30 protein-coding genes are annotated in these 16,051 nt (G+C 54.5%); all 30 read right to left on the reverse strand.

All coding sequences use genetic code 11. From position 1 onward, the window contains the following. Window positions 1–15: 15 nt before the first annotated feature. The 30 genes from bfr to rpsJ all read right to left on the reverse strand — a co-directional run bounded on the left by bfr (window position 16) and on the right by rpsJ (window position 16,030). Window positions 16–483 carry a bacterioferritin gene (bfr, locus tag AC0ZWN_RS21650; protein WP_047303712.1) on the reverse strand — a complete coding sequence of 156 codons (468 nt, stop codon included), beginning with the start codon at window positions 481–483 and terminating at the stop codon, window positions 16–18. A 149-nt stretch (window positions 484–632) separates the two neighbouring features. After that, the gene (locus tag AC0ZWN_RS21655; protein ID WP_476336465.1) at window positions 633–2,087 is read right to left on the reverse strand and encodes a catalase; all 1,455 of its coding nucleotides are present in this window, start codon (window positions 2,085–2,087) and stop codon (window positions 633–635) included. Between the two features lie 240 nt (window positions 2,088–2,327). Next, on the reverse strand, window positions 2,328–2,714 hold the full coding sequence (rplQ, locus tag AC0ZWN_RS21660; RefSeq protein ID WP_003176402.1) for a 50S ribosomal protein L17: 387 nt from the start codon (window positions 2,712–2,714) through the stop codon (window positions 2,328–2,330). Window positions 2,715–2,756: 42 nt separating this feature from the next. Next, complete coding sequence (locus AC0ZWN_RS21665) at window positions 2,757–3,758, reverse strand: DNA-directed RNA polymerase subunit alpha (RefSeq protein WP_003186012.1); 1,002 nt, start codon at window positions 3,756–3,758, stop codon at window positions 2,757–2,759. 22 nt (window positions 3,759–3,780) lie between these two features. Further along, on the reverse strand, window positions 3,781–4,401 hold the full coding sequence (gene rpsD, locus AC0ZWN_RS21670) for a 30S ribosomal protein S4 (protein ID WP_003176404.1): 621 nt from the start codon (window positions 4,399–4,401) through the stop codon (window positions 3,781–3,783). A gap of 18 nt (window positions 4,402–4,419) precedes the next feature. Then, entirely contained in the window at window positions 4,420–4,809 is a 390-nt protein-coding gene (gene rpsK, locus AC0ZWN_RS21675) for a 30S ribosomal protein S11 (RefSeq protein ID WP_002555466.1), read from the reverse strand. Between the two features lie 30 nt (window positions 4,810–4,839). Continuing rightward, window positions 4,840–5,196: a 30S ribosomal protein S13 gene (rpsM, locus tag AC0ZWN_RS21680; RefSeq protein ID WP_003186020.1), complete on the reverse strand. Its 357-nt coding sequence runs from the start codon at window positions 5,194–5,196 to the stop codon at window positions 4,840–4,842. Window positions 5,197–5,326: 130 nt separating this feature from the next. Next, on the reverse strand, window positions 5,327–5,443 hold the full coding sequence (gene rpmJ, locus AC0ZWN_RS21685) for a 50S ribosomal protein L36 (protein ID WP_002555468.1): 117 nt from the start codon (window positions 5,441–5,443) through the stop codon (window positions 5,327–5,329). 27 nt (window positions 5,444–5,470) lie between these two features. Next, entirely contained in the window at window positions 5,471–6,799 is a 1,329-nt protein-coding gene (gene secY / locus AC0ZWN_RS21690) for a preprotein translocase subunit SecY (protein WP_003228718.1), read from the reverse strand. After that, window positions 6,800–7,237, reverse strand: coding sequence for a 50S ribosomal protein L15 (rplO, locus tag AC0ZWN_RS21695; RefSeq protein ID WP_003228720.1), 438 nt, complete (start codon window positions 7,235–7,237; stop codon window positions 6,800–6,802). A gap of 3 nt (window positions 7,238–7,240) precedes the next feature. Next, the gene (rpmD, locus tag AC0ZWN_RS21700; RefSeq protein ID WP_003176408.1) at window positions 7,241–7,417 is read right to left on the reverse strand and encodes a 50S ribosomal protein L30; all 177 of its coding nucleotides are present in this window, start codon (window positions 7,415–7,417) and stop codon (window positions 7,241–7,243) included. A 2-nt stretch (window positions 7,418–7,419) separates the two neighbouring features. Beyond that, window positions 7,420–7,920, reverse strand: a complete 501-nt coding sequence (rpsE, locus tag AC0ZWN_RS21705) for a 30S ribosomal protein S5 (protein WP_003186035.1) — start codon at window positions 7,918–7,920, stop codon at window positions 7,420–7,422. Between the two features lie 3 nt (window positions 7,921–7,923). Then, window positions 7,924–8,274, reverse strand: a complete 351-nt coding sequence (gene rplR, locus AC0ZWN_RS21710) for a 50S ribosomal protein L18 (protein WP_003186037.1) — start codon at window positions 8,272–8,274, stop codon at window positions 7,924–7,926. 10 nt (window positions 8,275–8,284) lie between these two features. Next, entirely contained in the window at window positions 8,285–8,818 is a 534-nt protein-coding gene (gene rplF, locus AC0ZWN_RS21715) for a 50S ribosomal protein L6 (RefSeq protein ID WP_003176412.1), read from the reverse strand. 12 nt (window positions 8,819–8,830) lie between these two features. Continuing rightward, complete coding sequence (gene rpsH / locus AC0ZWN_RS21720) at window positions 8,831–9,223, reverse strand: 30S ribosomal protein S8 (protein ID WP_007918458.1); 393 nt, start codon at window positions 9,221–9,223, stop codon at window positions 8,831–8,833. Window positions 9,224–9,433: 210 nt separating this feature from the next. Next, window positions 9,434–9,739: a 30S ribosomal protein S14 gene (gene rpsN, locus AC0ZWN_RS21725; protein WP_003228726.1), complete on the reverse strand. Its 306-nt coding sequence runs from the start codon at window positions 9,737–9,739 to the stop codon at window positions 9,434–9,436. 13 nt (window positions 9,740–9,752) lie between these two features. Further along, window positions 9,753–10,292, reverse strand: a complete 540-nt coding sequence (rplE, locus tag AC0ZWN_RS21730; protein ID WP_003176415.1) for a 50S ribosomal protein L5 — start codon at window positions 10,290–10,292, stop codon at window positions 9,753–9,755. A gap of 20 nt (window positions 10,293–10,312) precedes the next feature. Next, entirely contained in the window at window positions 10,313–10,627 is a 315-nt protein-coding gene (rplX, locus tag AC0ZWN_RS21735) for a 50S ribosomal protein L24 (RefSeq protein WP_008081905.1), read from the reverse strand. An 11-nt stretch (window positions 10,628–10,638) separates the two neighbouring features. Beyond that, window positions 10,639–11,007 (reverse strand): 50S ribosomal protein L14, encoded by a 369-nt coding sequence (rplN, locus tag AC0ZWN_RS21740; RefSeq protein ID WP_002555479.1) that lies wholly within the window; start codon window positions 11,005–11,007, stop codon window positions 10,639–10,641. Window positions 11,008–11,030: 23 nt separating this feature from the next. Further along, entirely contained in the window at window positions 11,031–11,297 is a 267-nt protein-coding gene (gene rpsQ, locus AC0ZWN_RS21745) for a 30S ribosomal protein S17 (protein ID WP_003194644.1), read from the reverse strand. A 2-nt stretch (window positions 11,298–11,299) separates the two neighbouring features. Further along, complete coding sequence (gene rpmC / locus AC0ZWN_RS21750) at window positions 11,300–11,491, reverse strand: 50S ribosomal protein L29 (RefSeq protein WP_002555481.1); 192 nt, start codon at window positions 11,489–11,491, stop codon at window positions 11,300–11,302. Next, complete coding sequence (gene rplP / locus AC0ZWN_RS21755) at window positions 11,491–11,904, reverse strand: 50S ribosomal protein L16 (RefSeq protein ID WP_007896757.1); 414 nt, start codon at window positions 11,902–11,904, stop codon at window positions 11,491–11,493. The genes rpmC and rplP overlap by 1 nt, the downstream gene beginning before the upstream one ends. A 12-nt stretch (window positions 11,905–11,916) precedes the next feature. Beyond that, on the reverse strand, window positions 11,917–12,603 hold the full coding sequence (gene rpsC, locus AC0ZWN_RS21760; protein WP_003176422.1) for a 30S ribosomal protein S3: 687 nt from the start codon (window positions 12,601–12,603) through the stop codon (window positions 11,917–11,919). Window positions 12,604–12,616: 13 nt separating this feature from the next. Continuing rightward, a complete protein-coding gene (gene rplV / locus AC0ZWN_RS21765; RefSeq protein WP_003103908.1) occupies window positions 12,617–12,949 on the reverse strand; it encodes a 50S ribosomal protein L22 in 333 nt (110 codons plus the stop codon). Between the two features lie 11 nt (window positions 12,950–12,960). After that, window positions 12,961–13,236, reverse strand: a complete 276-nt coding sequence (gene rpsS, locus AC0ZWN_RS21770; RefSeq protein ID WP_011336172.1) for a 30S ribosomal protein S19 — start codon at window positions 13,234–13,236, stop codon at window positions 12,961–12,963. Between the two features lie 16 nt (window positions 13,237–13,252). After that, window positions 13,253–14,077: a 50S ribosomal protein L2 gene (gene rplB, locus AC0ZWN_RS21775; RefSeq protein ID WP_003228734.1), complete on the reverse strand. Its 825-nt coding sequence runs from the start codon at window positions 14,075–14,077 to the stop codon at window positions 13,253–13,255. A gap of 14 nt (window positions 14,078–14,091) precedes the next feature. Further along, complete coding sequence (gene rplW / locus AC0ZWN_RS21780; protein WP_002555488.1) at window positions 14,092–14,391, reverse strand: 50S ribosomal protein L23; 300 nt, start codon at window positions 14,389–14,391, stop codon at window positions 14,092–14,094. Next, a complete protein-coding gene (gene rplD, locus AC0ZWN_RS21785; RefSeq protein WP_007918468.1) occupies window positions 14,388–14,990 on the reverse strand; it encodes a 50S ribosomal protein L4 in 603 nt (200 codons plus the stop codon). The genes rplW and rplD overlap by 4 nt, the downstream gene beginning before the upstream one ends. Before the next feature lie 12 nt (window positions 14,991–15,002). Then, window positions 15,003–15,638: a 50S ribosomal protein L3 gene (gene rplC / locus AC0ZWN_RS21790; protein ID WP_003228738.1), complete on the reverse strand. Its 636-nt coding sequence runs from the start codon at window positions 15,636–15,638 to the stop codon at window positions 15,003–15,005. Between the two features lie 80 nt (window positions 15,639–15,718). Next, window positions 15,719–16,030 (reverse strand): 30S ribosomal protein S10, encoded by a 312-nt coding sequence (rpsJ, locus tag AC0ZWN_RS21795; RefSeq protein ID WP_003186070.1) that lies wholly within the window; start codon window positions 16,028–16,030, stop codon window positions 15,719–15,721. Window positions 16,031–16,051 lie beyond the last annotated feature (21 nt).

The following is a 16,051-nucleotide window of genomic DNA, read 5'->3' on the forward strand; positions in this document are numbered from 1 at the left end:
TTGTATCGATTGCAATCAGGACGTGTGGGATTGCAGGTAGTTCTCAAGACCGATCAACTTGATCAGGCCCAACTGCTTTTCCAGCCAGTAGGTGTGATCTTCTTCGGTGTCGTTGAGCTGAATCCGAAGGATCTCACGGCTGACGTAATCCTTGTGTTGCTCGCACAACTCGATGCCTTTGCACAGCGCTGCGCGAACTTTGTATTCAAGACGCAGATCCGCTTCGAGCATCTCCGGCACAGTGGTGCCGACATCCAGATCATCCGGACGCATACGCGGCGTGCCTTCGAGCATCAGAATTCGGCGCATCAACGCATCAGCGTGACCGGCTTCCTCTTCCATCTCATGGTTGATTCGCTCGTAGAGCTTGGTGAACCCCCAGTCCTCATACATCCGCGAATGAACGAAATATTGATCACGCGCGGCCAGTTCGCCGGTCAGCAACGTGTTGAGGTAATCGATTACGTCTGGGTGGCCTTGCATCGCCCTACATCTCCCTACTTGAAAGTCTGTAGTTTGAACCAAGCTGACCGGAAGGTCACCCGATTCGCGCAATAAAAGCGAAGATATTCTTAGAAAAGCAGCCTAAATAACGCAAAAACCGCCCAGATGAGGGCGGTTCTGCTTCTCGTTTAGACTTCGTTAAGCTGTACGTTGAGCAGCTTTGCGATTGCTTCTCCATACGCCGGATCGGCCTTGTAGAAATGCTGCAACTGGCGATCGACGATATCAGTGGAAACGCCCGCCATGGCACCGGCGATATTGCTGACCAGCAATGCTCTCTGATCGTCGCTCATCAGGCGGAACAGCGCACCTGCGTGGCTGTAGTAATCGGTATCTTCGCGGTGATCGTAGCGATCGGCAGAACCACTCAAGGCCAGCGCTGGTTCAGCGTAATGCGGAGCTTGTTTCGGCGCTTCGGTGTAGCTGTTCGGTTCGTAGTTAGGTGCTGCACCACCGTTGCTGCCGAACGCCATCGAGCCATCGCGCTGGTAAGTGTTCACCGGGCCGCGTGGCGCGTTTACCGGCAGTTGCTGGTGATTGGTACCCACGCGGTAGCGGTGAGCATCAGCGTACGCAAATACGCGCCCCTGCAGCATCCGATCTGGCGACAGACCAACTCCCGGCACCATATTGCTTGGGCCGAACGCAGCTTGCTCGACTTCAGCAAAGTAGTTTTGCGGGTTGCGATTCAGTTCCAGTTCACCCACTTCGATGAGCGGAAATTCTTTCTGCGACCAGGTTTTGGTGACGTCGAAAGGGTTCTCATAGTGTGCCGCAGCTTGGGCCTCAGTCATGATCTGAATGCACACGCGCCATTTCGGGAAGTCACCGCGCTCGATGGCTTCGAACAGGTCGCGCTGGGCGTAGTCTGGATCAGTGCCCGCCAACCGTGCGGCATCGGCCGGTGCCAGATTCTTGATGCCTTGTTTGGTCTTATAGTGCCATTTCACCCAGTGACGCTCGCCTTGGGCGCTAATCAGACTGTAAGTGTGGCTGCCGAAGCCGTGCATGTGACGGTAGCCGTCAGGAATACCGCGATCAGAGAACAGAATGGTGACCTGGTGCAGGGCTTCAGGCGAATGCGACCAGAAGTCCCACATCATCTGCGCGCTTTTCAGGTTGCTTTGCGGAAGGCGTTTCTGGGTGTGAATGAAGTCTGGGAATTTCAGGGGATCACGAATGAAGAACACTGGCGTGTTGTTACCCACGATGTCCCAATTACCTTCTTCGGTGTAGAACTTCAACGCGAAACCCCGTGGATCGCGCTCGGTGTCGGCAGAACCGCGTTCGCCGCCTACCGTCGAGAAACGCAGGAACGTCGGGGTTTGCTTGCCAACAGATTCAAACAGCTTGGCGCTGGTGTAATCCGTGATATCGCGGGTAACGGTGAATGTGCCGTAAGCTCCCGAGCCTTTGGCATGAACGCGACGTTCAGGAATGTTTTCACGGTTGAAGTGGGCGAGCTTCTCGATCAGGTGAAAGTCGTCGAGCAGCAGCGGGCCACGTGGGCCGGCGGAGCGAGAATTCTGGTTGTCAGCGACAGGTGCGCCACTGGCGGTCGTAAGCGTTTTGATCTGGCTCATACGGTCTTCTTCCTCTGTCAGTCTTGAAACTGCCGGCTAATCGGCTTGCTGGGAAGTATCGATCATCCATGTGACACCTACAAATTCATTAACTTGCAAGCTTCGATAGATAATTACTAATTATGTTTCCCGGCACATAGTGACAACAGAGACATGTCAGAAGCTTGTATGAACAGCGCATTTTCTTGCGGACACAAAAAACCGGGCACTAGGCCCGGTTTTTTGTTTCAGACTGACGTCTTACTCGGCGGATACAGCTTCGCCGGCAGTAGCACGATCAACCAACTCGACGTACGCCATAGGCGCGTTGTCGCCAGCGCGGAAACCGCACTTGAGGATGCGCAGGTAGCCACCCTCACGGGTAGCGTAACGCTTGCCCAGGTCGTTGAAGAGCTTACCAACGATAGCTTTCGAACGAGTACGGTCGAAAGCCAGACGGCGGTTAGCCAGGCTATCTGTCTTGGCCAGAGTGATCAGCGGCTCAGCAACGCGACGCAGTTCTTTGGCTTTTGGCAGAGTAGTTTTGATCAGCTCGTGCTCGAACAGCGACACCGCCATGTTTTGGAACATGGCCTTGCGGTGCGAGCTGGTGCGGCTCAGGTGACGACCACTTTTACGATGACGCATGGTTCATTCCTTACCAAACACTACGTTCGGTGATTACGACGATCAGGCAGTCGCCTTGTCGTCCTTCTTAAGACTTGCAGGCGGCCAGTTGTCGAGGCGCATGCCGAGGGACAGACCGCGGGAGGCCAGAACGTCCTTGATTTCAGTCAAGGATTTCTTGCCCAGGTTCGGAGTCTTCAACAGCTCTACTTCGGTACGCTGAATCAGGTCACCGATGTAGTAGATGTTTTCCGCCTTAAGGCAGTTAGCCGAACGTACAGTCAGTTCCAGATCGTCAACCGGGCGAAGCAGGATCGGATCAATCTCGTCTTCCTGCTCGACAACCACTGGCTCACTGTCACCTTTGAGGTCGACGAACGCAGCCAACTGCTGTTGCAGGATGGTTGCAGCGCGGCGGATAGCCTCTTCAGGATCCAGAGTACCGTTGGTTTCCAGATCAATAACCAGCTTGTCCAGGTTGGTACGCTGCTCGACACGGGCGTTTTCCACCACGTATGCGATACGGCGAACCGGGCTGAACGAAGAGTCAAGCTGCAAGCGACCGATGCTGCGGCTTTCGTCTTCATCGCTCTGACGCGAGTCGGCTGGTTCATAACCACGACCACGAGCTACGGTGAGCTTCATGTTCAGGGCGCCGTTAGACGCCAGGTTAGCGATTACGTGATCGGGATTAACGATCTCGACATCATGATCCAGCTGAATATCGGCAGCGGTAACCACCCCCGAACCCTTCTTCGACAAGGTCAGCGTAACTTCGTCACGACCGTGCAGCTTGATGGCCAGACCTTTAAGGTTCAACAGGATTTCAATTACGTCTTCCTGTACACCTTCGATGGCGCTGTACTCGTGGAGCACACCGTCAATCTCGGCCTCGACTACTGCGCAGCCGGGCATTGAGGACAACAGGATGCGTCGCAGCGCGTTGCCCAGGGTGTGGCCAAAACCACGCTCGAGAGGCTCGAGAGTGATCTTGGCGCGGGTTGGACTGACAACCTGCACATCAATGTGGCGGGGTGTCAGGAACTCATTTACCGAAATCTGCATGGATGCACCTATTTTCTAGCCCTTACTTGGAGTAGAGCTCGACAATCAGGCTTTCGTTGATGTCGGCGGACAGATCACTGCGAGCAGGAACGTTCTTGAAAACGCCCGACTTCTTCTCAGTGTCTACTTCTACCCATTCTACGCGGCCACGTTGGGCACACAGATCGAGAGCTTGGACAATGCGAAGTTGGTTTTTTGCTTTCTCGCGAACTGCAACCACGTCACCAGCACGAACCTGATACGACGGAACGTTTACGGTCTGACCGTTAACGCTGATCGACTTGTGCGATACCAGCTGACGGGATTCGGCACGAGTCGAACCAAAGCCCATACGGTATACAACGTTGTCCAGACGGCATTCGAGCAGTTGCAGCAGGTTTTCACCGGTTGCACCTTTCTTGCCAGCAGCTTCTTTGTAGTAGCCGCTGAACTGACGCTCGAGAACGCCGTAGATACGACGGACCTTCTGCTTTTCACGCAGTTGGGTGCCGTAATCGGACTGGCGACCGCGGCGTTGGCCGTGGATACCAGGTGCTGCTTCAATGTTGCACTTCGATTCGATCGCGCGCACGCCGCTCTTCAGGAAGAGATCGGTGCCTTCGCGACGAGCGAGTTTGCATTTTGGACCAATGTAACGAGCCATTCTTTACAATCTCCTGGATTACACGCGGCGCTTCTTCGGCGGACGGCACCCGTTGTGCGGGATTGGCGTCACGTCGGTGATGCTGGCGATCTTGTAGCCACAGCCGTTCAAAGCGCGGACTGCGGATTCACGACCTGGACCTGGGCCCTTGACGTTAACGTCGAGGTTTTTCAGGCCGTATTCCAGCGCAGCTTGACCAGCACGTTCAGCAGCTACTTGAGCAGCAAACGGCGTGGACTTGCGGGAACCGCGGAAACCCGAACCACCGGAGGTAGCCCAGGAAAGAGCGTTACCTTGACGGTCGGTAATGGTCACGATGGTGTTGTTAAAAGATGCATGGATGTGGGCGATGCCATCAACCACTGTCTTTTTAACTTTTTTACGAGGACGAGCAGCAGGTTTTGCCATGATTAAATTCCTGTCGATTCGCTGGGGCGATTACTTGCGGATCGGCTTACGCGGACCTTTACGGGTACGCGCGTTGGTCTTGGTACGCTGACCGCGTACTGGCAGACCACGACGATGACGCAGACCGCGATAGCAACCGAGGTCCATCAAGCGCTTGATTTTCATGTTGATTTCGCGACGCAGGTCACCTTCAGTGGTGAACTTCGCCACTTCGCCACGCAGCTGTTCAATTTGCTCGTCGCTCAGATCTTTGATCTTTGCTGCTGGGTTTACCCCAGTCACTGCACAGATCTTCTGCGCAGTAGTGCGACCAACACCATAGATGTAGGTCAGCGAGATAACAGTATGCTTGTTATCTGGAATGTTAACGCCTGCAATACGGGCCATTCAGTGGGACTCCAATTGACAGCTACCTACGCCCCGGAAGCCAAGAAATAGGGCGCGAGATAATATCGCTGTAATAACAAATAATCAACCCGGTAGCGCACTAGCTACCGGGCTTGAAGCACAATCACACTCAGCCTTGGCGCTGTTTGTGACGCGGTTCCGCGCTGCAAATTACTCGAACAACACCTTCGCGGCGAATAATCTTGCAGTTACGGCACAGCTTTTTCACCGATGCACGAACTTTCATCACCAACTCCTCGAACCTTATGGGTACTCAGCGCAACATGCCGCTGCCGTAACCCTTCAGGTTGGCTTTCTTCATCAGGGATTCGTACTGGTGCGAAACGAGGTGCGATTGTACTTGGGACATGAAGTCCATCACAACCACGACCACGATCAGCAACGAGGTCCCGCCAAGGTAGAACGGAACGTTTGCTGCAACCACCAGGAACTGGGGCAACAGACACACGGCCGTCATGTAAAGAGCACCGAACATGGTCAAGCGGGTCAGAACGCCATCAATGTAGCGCGCCGACTGCTCACCTGGACGGATGCCCGGAATAAAGGCACCGGACTTCTTCAGGTTTTCCGCTACGTCTTTCGGATTGAACATCAACGCCGTATAGAAGAAGCAGAAGAAAATAATCCCTGCACTAAACAGCAGAATATTCAACGGCTGACCAGGAGCGATCGACTGCGAGATGTCCTGCAACCAGCCCATACCTTCAGACTGACCGAACCAGGCACCCAACGAAGCCGGGAACAGCAAAATGCTGCTCGCGAAAATAGCCGGAATAACACCGGCCATGTTCACCTTCAACGGCAGGTGGCTAGTCTGCGCAGCAAAAACCTTGCGGCCCTGCTGACGCTTGGCGTAGTGAACAGCGATACGACGCTGACCACGCTCAATGAACACCACGAAACCGATAATCGCTACTGCCAGCAAACCGATGGCAACCAAGGCGAAGATGTTGATATCACCCTGACGCGCAGACTCGAAAGACTGCCCGATTGCTCTCGGAAGACCGGCGACGATACCCGAAAAAATCAACATCGAGATACCGTTACCTACACCACGCTCAGTAATCTGCTCACCCAGCCACATCATGAACATCGCACCAGCCACAAAAGTGGATACCGCGACGAAATGAAAGCCAAAGTCACCAGTGAACGCAACGCCCTGCCCCGCCAGACCAATGGACATGCCAATAGCCTGAACGAGAGCGAGGACGACGGTGCCGTAGCGGGTGTACTGGCTGATCTTGCGACGGCCAGCTTCACCTTCCTTCTTCAACTGCTCCAGCTGCGGGCTGACGGCTGTCATCAGTTGCATGATGATCGATGCCGAAATGTACGGCATGATCCCCAATGCAAAGATGCTCATCCGTTCCAGCGCGCCGCCGGAGAACATGTTGAACAAGCTAAGAATGGTCCCCTCATTCTGTCGAAACAGGTCTGCGAGTCGGTCCGGGTTGATACCTGGAACCGGGATGTGTGCGCCTATTCGGTAGACGATAATCGCCAGGAACAGAAAACGCAGACGAGCCCAGAGTTCAGACATACCGCCTTTGCCGAGCGCAGAGAGAGCACCTTGCTTAGCCATTTATTCCTCGAACTTGCCGCCAGCTGCTTCGATAGCCGCACGCGCACCTTTGGTGGCGCCGATTCCCTTGCCGATAGTGACAGCGCGAGTCACTTCACCGGACAGCATGATTTTCACACGCTGTACGTTGACGTTGATCACGTTGGCATCTTTCAGGGACTGCACGGTGACGATGTCGCCTTCCACTTTAGCCAGCTCGGACAGACGCACTTCTGCGCGGTCCATGGCTTTCAGGGAAACGAAACCGAACTTCGGCAGGCGACGATGCAGCGGCTGTTGACCGCCTTCAAAGCCTGGAGCAATGGTGCCACCGGAACGGGAGGTCTGACCTTTGTGACCACGGCCACCAGTCTTACCCAAACCGCTACCGATACCACGGCCCGGACGATGCTTTTCGCGACGGGAACCCGGCGCTGGACTCAGATCATTGAGTTTCATCGATTAACCCTCGACACGCAGCATGTAGTAAGCCTTGTTGATCATCCCGCGATTCTCGGGAGTATCCTGGACTTCTACAGTGTGACCGATGCGACGCAGACCAAGACCCTTAACGCACAGTTTGTGGTTAGGGATGCGGCCGGTCATGCTTTTGATCAGCGTTACTTTAACGGTAGCCATGATCAGAAGATCTCCTTGACGCTTTTGCCACGCTTGGCGGCAATGGATTCAGGAGACTGCATAGCTTTCAAACCCTTGAAAGTGGCGTGAACCACGTTTACCGGGTTAGTCGAGCCGTAGCACTTGGCCAGAACGTTCTGAACGCCAGCAACTTCGAGGACAGCACGCATAGCGCCGCCAGCGATGATACCGGTACCTTCAGAAGCAGGCTGCATGTACACCTTCGAAGCGCCGTGAGCGGACTTCATTGCGTACTGCAGAGTGGTGCCGTTCAGATCAACTTGGATCATGTTGCGGCGAGCAGCTTCCATTGCCTTCTGGATCGCAGCAGGCACTTCACGCGACTTGCCACGGCCGAAGCCAACACGCCCTTTACCATCACCCACCACGGTCAACGCAGTGAAAGTGAAGATACGGCCGCCTTTAACGGTTTTGGCTACGCGGTTAACTTGAACCAGCTTCTCAATGTAGCCTTCGTCGCGCTTTTGGTCGTTATTTGACATAACTTAGAACTCCAGCCCAGCTTCACGAGCAGCATCAGCCAGCGCTTTAACGCGGCCGTGGTACTTGAAGCCAGAGCGGTCGAAAGCCACTTGCGAGACGCCAGCGGCCTTAGCACGCGTAGCGACCAGCTGGCCAACCTTTGTGGCCGCGTCGATGTTGCCAGTGGCGCCATCACGCAGTTCTTTATCCAAAGTCGAGGCACTTGCCAGGACTTTGTTGCCGTCGGCCGAGATGACCTGGGCGTAGATGTGCTGCGACGAGCGGAACACGCAGAGACGCACGACTTCGAGTTCGTGCATTTTCAGGCGTGCTTTGCGAGCGCGACGCAGTCGAGTAACTTTTTTGTCGGTCATTTGCTATGCCCTACTTCTTCTTGGCTTCTTTACGACGGACGACTTCGTCCGCGTAGCGCACACCTTTGCCTTTGTACGGCTCTGGTGGACGGAAGTCGCGGATCTCAGCGGCCACTTGACCTACCAGCTGCTTGTCGATGCCCTTGATCAGGATATCGGTCTGGCTAGGAGTCTCAGCGGTGATGCCTTCCGGCAGTTCGTAATCCACTGGGTGCGAGAAGCCAAGGGCCAGGTTCAAAACCGTGCCTTTTGCTTGCGCCTTGTAACCAACACCGACCAGCTGGAGCTTGCGCTCGAAGCCTTGGCTTACGCCTTGGACCATGTTGTTTACCAACGCACGCGTGGTACCGGCCATTGCGCGAGTTTGTTGATCGCCATTGCGAGCAGCGAAACGCAGCTCACCAGCTTCTTCAACGATCTCAACGGACGAATGGATGTTCAGTTCAAGAGTACCCTTGGCACCCTTCACCGAAAGCTGTTGGCCTGCGAATTTTACTTCGACACCGGCTGGCAGCTTAACGGGGTTCTTAGCGACGCGAGACATGCTTATCCCCCCTTAGAACACAGTGCAAAGAACTTCGCCGCCGACACCGGCAGCGCGCGCAGCACGATCCGTCATCACACCTTTGTTGGTGGAGACGATAGACACGCCAAGACCGCCACGAACTTTCGGCAGATCTTCAACGGACTTGTACTGACGCAGGCCTGGACGACTAACGCGCTTCACTTCTTCGATAACCGGACGGCCTTCGAAGTACTTCAGCTCGATGGACAACGACGGCTTAGCGTCGGTGGTGATCTGAAAATCCGCGATGTAACCTTCGTCCTTCAGGACTTTTGCTACAGCCACCTTCAGCGTGGAAGACGGCATGCTTACGACAGACTTTTCAGCCATCTGGGCATTACGGATTCGAGTTAGCATGTCCGCTAACGGGTCCTGCATACTCATGGGCTAGACGCTCCTAATACAGAAAAATTAGCCTTGCGGCTACTACTTTGTCGCCGAGAACTTCCGGGCATGAAAAACACGGGCTCAGGCGAGCCGGTCATTCTAGACACACCCCAGAAATGAATCAAGCCCCAAAAGGGGCTTGATTCAGATTCAAGGCCACCGATGGTCAGGTTCTTGCGAACCCGAACATCGAGACTTTGACAGCAATTACCAGCTGGCTTTAACCAGACCTGGTACGTCACCACGCATTGCAGCTTCACGCAGCTTGTTACGGCCAAGGCCGAACTTGCGGTAAACGCCGTGCGGACGACCAGTCAGGCGGCAACGGTTACGCATGCGCGAAGCGCTTGCGTCACGTGGTTGCTTCTGCAGAGCTACGGTAGCTTCCCAACGCGCTTCTGGACTTGCGTTCAGATCAACGATGATAGCTTTCAGCGCTGCACGCTTGGTGGCGTACTTGGCAACGGTGAGCTGACGCTTCAGCTCACGGTTTTTCATGCTCTTCTTGGCCATTTTCCTACTCCAATCAGTTGCGGAACGGGAATTTGAAAGCACGCAGCAGAGCGCGGCCTTCATCATCGTTCTTGGCAGTGGTGGTCAGGGTAATGTCCAGACCGCGGAGAGCATCGATCTTGTCGTAGTCGATTTCCGGGAAAATGATCTGCTCTTTCACGCCCATGCTGTAGTTGCCACGACCATCGAAGGACTTGGCATTCAGGCCGCGGAAGTCGCGAACCCGAGGCAGGGAGATCGACAGCAGACGATCCAGGAACTCGTACATACGCTCACGGCGCAGAGTCACCTTGACGCCGATCGGCCATCCTTCACGGACTTTAAAGCCAGCGATGGATTTACGAGCGTAGGTCACAACGACTTTTTGGCCGGTGATCTTTTCCAGGTCAGCAACAGCATGCTCGATGACTTTTTTGTCACCAACAGCTTCGCCCAGACCCATGTTCAGGGTGATTTTTGTAACGCGTGGAACTTCCATCACGTTCGAAAGCTTAAGTTCTTCCTTAAGCTTCGGTGCGATTTCCTTCCAGTAAATCTCTTTTAGTCGTGCCATGGTCTTCTACCTAGCAGTGTTCAAGCATCAACCGCTTTTTGGGTCGACTTGAAGACACGAATTTTCTTGCCGTCTTCTACTTTGAAACCAACGCGGTCAGCCTTGTTGGTTTCGCCGTTGAAAATGGCGACGTTAGAAGCGTCCAGTGGAGCTTCTTTTTCGACGATACCGCCTTGCACGCCCGACATCGGGTTAGGCTTGGTATGACGCTTTACCAGGTTCAGACCGCTGATAACCAGACGGTTATTAGCAAGAACCTTGAGCACCTTACCGCGCTTACCTTTGTCTTTGCCGGCGATCACGATGATCTCGTCGTCACGACGAATCTTTTGCATGTCGGATCTCCTTACAGCACTTCTGGGGCGAGCGAGACGATCTTCATGAACTTCTCAGTACGAAGTTCACGGGTCACTGGCCCAAAGATACGGGTGCCGATCGGCTCTTGCTTGTTGTTCAGAAGAACAGCAGCGTTGCCATCAAAGCGGATAATGGAGCCATCAGCACGACGTACGCCGTGACGAGTGCGGACTACAACAGCAGTCATCACTTGGCCTTTTTTCACTTTACCGCGAGGAATTGCTTCCTTCACGGTAACTTTGATGATGTCACCGATACCAGCGTAACGACGATGGGAGCCACCCAGCACCTTGATGCACATAACACGGCGAGCGCCGCTGTTATCGGCCACATCGAGCATGGATTGAGTCTGAATCATATAATTTCTCCGACCCCTAGTCCTTAGACTTCCACAGCGCGTTCGAGAACATCAACCAGCGCCCAAGACTTGGTCTTGGCCATAGGACGAGTTTCACGAATAGTGACTTTGTCGCCGATGTGGCACTGGTTGGTTTCGTCGTGCGCGTGCAGCTTAGTCGAACGCTTAACGTATTTACCGTAGATCGGGTGCTTTACGCGACGCTCGATCAGTACGGTGATGGTTTTGTCCATCTTGTCGCTGACAACACGGCCAGTCAGCGTACGGACAGTTTTTTCGGCTTCAGCCATGATCACTTACCTGCCTGCTGGTTGAGCACAGTCTTCACGCGAGCGATGTCACGCTTAACTTGCGAGAGCAGATGAGACTGCCCCAACTGGCCAGTTGCTTTCTGCATACGCAGATTGAACTGGTCGCGCAGCAAGCCGAGCAGTTGCTCGTTCAGCTGCTGTGCGGATTTTTCACGAAGTTCATTCGCTTTCATCACATCACCGTCCGTTTAACAAAGGCGGTGGCGAGCGGCAGCTTTGCAGCAGCCAGGGCAAAAGCCTCACGCGCCAGCTCTTCAGAAACACCCTCGATTTCATACAGGACTTTGCCTGGCTGAATCTGGGCAACCCAGTACTCCACACTACCCTTACCTTTACCCATACGAACTTCGAGGGGCTTTTTGGAAATAGGCTTGTCCGGGAATACACGGATCCAGATCTTGCCGCCACGTTTAACGTGACGGGTCAGAGCACGACGCGCTGACTCGATCTGACGAGCGGTGAGACGACCACGAGCTACAGACTTCAGCGCGAACTCGCCGAAGCTGACTTTGCTACCGCGCTGAGCCAGACCACGGTTGTGGCCTGTCATCTGCTTGCGGAACTTCGTACGCTTAGGTTGCAACATTTGGCGTACCCCTTACTTAGCAGCTTTTTTACGAGGCGCTGGTGCTTGTGGTTTCAGCTCTTCTTGGCGACCACCAATTACTTCGCCTTTGAAGATCCAAACCTTTACACCGATCACACCGTAAGTGGTGTGAGCTTCGTAGTTGGCATAGTCGATGTCGGCACGCAGGGTGTGCAATGGCACACGACCTTCGCGATACCATTCAGTACGTGCGATTTCAGCACCGCCGAGACGACCGCTCACTTGGATTTTGATGCCCTTGGCACCAATGCGCATGGCGTTCTGTACTGCGCGCTTCATAGCGCGACGGAACATTACACGACGCTCCAGCTGCTGAGCTACGCTCTGCGCAACCAGCATACCGTCGAGCTCCGGCTTGCGGATCTCTTCGATATTGATGTGCACAGGCACACCCATTTGCTTGGTCAGGTCCTGACGCAGTTTCTCAACATCTTCACCTTTCTTCCCGATAACGATACCTGGACGAGCAGTGTGGATGGTGATACGTGCAGTTTGGGCCGGACGATGGATATCGATACGGCTTACGGACGCGCTTTTTAGTTTGTCTTGGAGATACTCACGCACTTTCAGATCTGCGAACAAGTAGTCCGCATAAGTCCGACCGTCTGCGTACCAGACGGAGGTGTGCTCCTTGACGATTCCCAGGCGAATGCCAATGGGATGTACTTTCTGACCCATCTCTTCGACTCCGTTACTTGTCAGCAACCTTGACAGTGATATGGCAAGACCGCTTGACGATGCGATCAGCACGGCCTTTGGCACGTGGCATGATGCGCTTCAGCGAACGCCCTTCGTTGACGAAAACGGTGCTGACCTTCAGGTCATCAACGTCTGCGCCTTCGTTATGCTCGGCGTTGGCTACGGCCGACTCCAGCACTTTCTTCATGATCTCGGCGGCTTTCTTACTGCTGAAAGCCAACAAGTTGAGCGCTTCGCCCACCTTCTTCCCGCGGATCTGGTCGGCGACCAAGCGGGCTTTCTGGGCGGAGATTCGAGCGCCCGACAACTTAGCGGCTACTTCCATTTCCTAACCCCTTAACGCTTGGCTTTCTTGTCAGCCACGTGCCCGCGATAGTTGCGGGTACCGGCGAACTCGCCCAGTTTGTGGCCGACCATGTCTTCGTTAACGAGAACTGGGACGTGCTGACGACCGTTGTGTACTGCGATGGTCAGACCGACCATTTGTGGCAGGATCATCGAACGACGCGACCAAGTCTTAATTGGTTTGCGATCGTTCTTTTCCGCCGCCACTTCGATCTTCTTCAGTAGGTGAAGATCAATAAAAGGACCTTTTTTCAGAGAACGTGGCACTGTCGTATCCCTCTATTTACTTGCGACGACGGACGATCATTTTGTCGGTACGCTTATTACCACGAGTCTTCGCGCCCTTAGTCGGGAAGCCCCATGGCGATACCGGATGACGACCACCAGAGGTACGACCTTCACCACCACCATGTGGGTGGTCAACCGGGTTCATGGCAACACCACGAACGGTTGGGCGAACGCCACGCCAGCGCTTGGCACCAGCTTTACCCAACGAACGCAGGCTGTGCTCGGAGTTCGAGACTTCGCCCAGGGTCGCACGGCATTCAGCCAGGACTTTACGCATTTCACCGGAACGCAGACGCAGGGTAACGTAAACGCCTTCACGAGCGATCAGCTGAGCCGAAGCACCAGCGGAACGAGCGATCTGTGCGCCTTTACCTGGCTTCAGTTCGATGCCGTGTACGGTAGAACCGACTGGAATGTTGCGCAGTTGCAGAGCGTTGCCTGGCTTGATTGGAGCCAGAGCGCCTGCGATCAGCTGGTCGCCAGCACTCACGCCTTTAGGGGCGATGATGTAGCGGCGCTCGCCGTCTGCGTAGCAGAGCAGTGCGATGTGAGCAGTACGGTTTGGATCGTATTCGATACGCTCGACAGTGGCGACGATGCCATCTTTGTCGTTGCGACGGAAATCGACCATACGATAATGCTGCTTATGACCACCACCGATGTGACGCGTGGTAATACGGCCATTGTTGTTACGACCACCAGTCTTCGATTTTTTCTCGAGCAGCGGTGCGTGAGGAGCGCCTTTATGCAGCTCCTGGTTGACCACCTTGACCACAAAACGGCGGCCAGGGGAAGTCGGTTTGCATTTAACGATTGCCATGATGCACCCCTTCCTTACTCAGCACTGCTGCTGAAATCGAGATCTTGGCCTGGCTGAAGGGAGATAACTGCCTTCTTCCAGTCATTACGCTTGCCCAGACCGCGAGCAGTGCGCTTGCTCTTACCCAGAACATTCAGGGTAGTGACGCGCTCTACTTTCACGCTGAACAGGCTTTCGACGGCCTTCTTGATTTCCAGCTTGGTTGCGTCAGTAGCAACCTTGAAAACGAACTGGCCTTTCTTGTCTGCCAGAACCGTAGCCTTCTCGGAAACGTGCGGGCCAAGCAGAACTTTAAATACGCGTTCCTGGTTCATCCCAGCAGCTCCTCGAATTTCTTCACGGCCGACACGGTGATCAACACCTTGTCGTATGCGATCAGACTAACTGGATCGGAACCTTGAACGTCACGTACATCTACGTGCGGCAGGTTACGAGCAGCCAGGTACAGGTTCTGATCAACAGCGTCCGACACGATCAAAACGTCGGTCAGGCTCATGTTGTTCAGCTTGCCCAGCAGATCTTTGGTTTTCGGAGTTTCAACAGCGAAATCCTGAACCACGACCAGACGATCAGTACGCACCAGCTCAGCAAGGATGGAACGCATTGCTGCGCGATACATCTTCTTGTTCAGCTTCTGGGAGTGATCCTGTGGACGTGCTGCAAAAGTGGTACCGCCGCCACGCCAGATTGGGCTACGGATAGTACCGGCACGAGCACGGCCAGTACCTTTCTGACGCCATGGGCGCTTACCGCCACCACGAACGTCGGAACGGGTCTTCTGCTGCTTGGTACCTTGACGGCCGCCGGCCATGTAGGCCACGACTGCTTGGTGAACCAGCGTCTCGTTGAATTCGCCGCCAAATGTCAGTTCGGAAACTTCGATCGCTTGAGCGTCATTTACATTTAATTGCATGTCAGCTTCCCCTTAACCGCGAGCCTTGGCTGCTGGACGTACAACCAGGTTGCCGCCAGTAGCGCCAGGAACAGCACCCTTGACCAACAACAGATTGCGTTCAGCGTCCACGCGCACTACTTCCAGGGACTGCACAGTCACGCGCTCAGCGCCCATATGACCGGACATTTTTTTGCCCTTGAATACACGACCAGGAGTCTGGCACTGGCCGATAGAGCCTGGGACGCGGTGGGATACGGAGTTACCGTGGGTGTTATCTTGCCCGCGGAAATTCCAACGCTTGATCGTACCCTGGAAGCCTTTACCCTTGGACTGACCGGTTACATCAACCAGTTGACCAGCGGCGAAGATTTCAGCGTTGATCAGATCGCCAGCCTGGTACTCGCCTTCTTCAAGACGGAATTCCATGGTAGTGCGACCAGCGGCAACGTTCGCTTTAGCGAAGTGGCCAGCCTGAGCTGCTGTTACACGCGAAGCACGACGCTCGCCGACAGTGACTTGCACTGCACGATAGCCATCGGTCTCTTCAGTTTTGAACTGGGTGACGCGATTCGGCTCGATCTCAATGACCGTGACCGGAATGGAGACACCTTCTTCGGTGAAAATACGGGTCATACCGCATTTACGACCGACTACACCAATAGTCATGTTGTAAACCTCATGAGTGTACGGGGCTTTCACCCGCTATGGCCGCCCATTTCAGAGCGTTACACGACTAAGACCGAGTCTTAGCCGAGGCTGATCTGCACTTCCACACCGGCCGCAAGATCAAGCTTCATAAGAGCATCAACGGTTTTATCCGTTGGCTGGACAATGTCCAGAACGCGCTTATGAGTGCGGATTTCGTACTGGTCGCGCGCGTCTTTGTTGACGTGCGGAGAAACCAGAACGGTGAACCGCTCTTTACGGGTAGGCAGTGGAATTGGACCACGCACTTGAGCACCAGTACGTTTCGCGGTTTCCACGATTTCCTGGGTTGATTGGTCGATCAGGCGATGGTCGAAAGCCTTCAACCTGATACGGATTTGCTGATTTTGCATTGGATTTCAGACTCCGGCTGC

This window comes from Pseudomonas sp. 3B-A001-10F, from assembly GCF_056313565.1.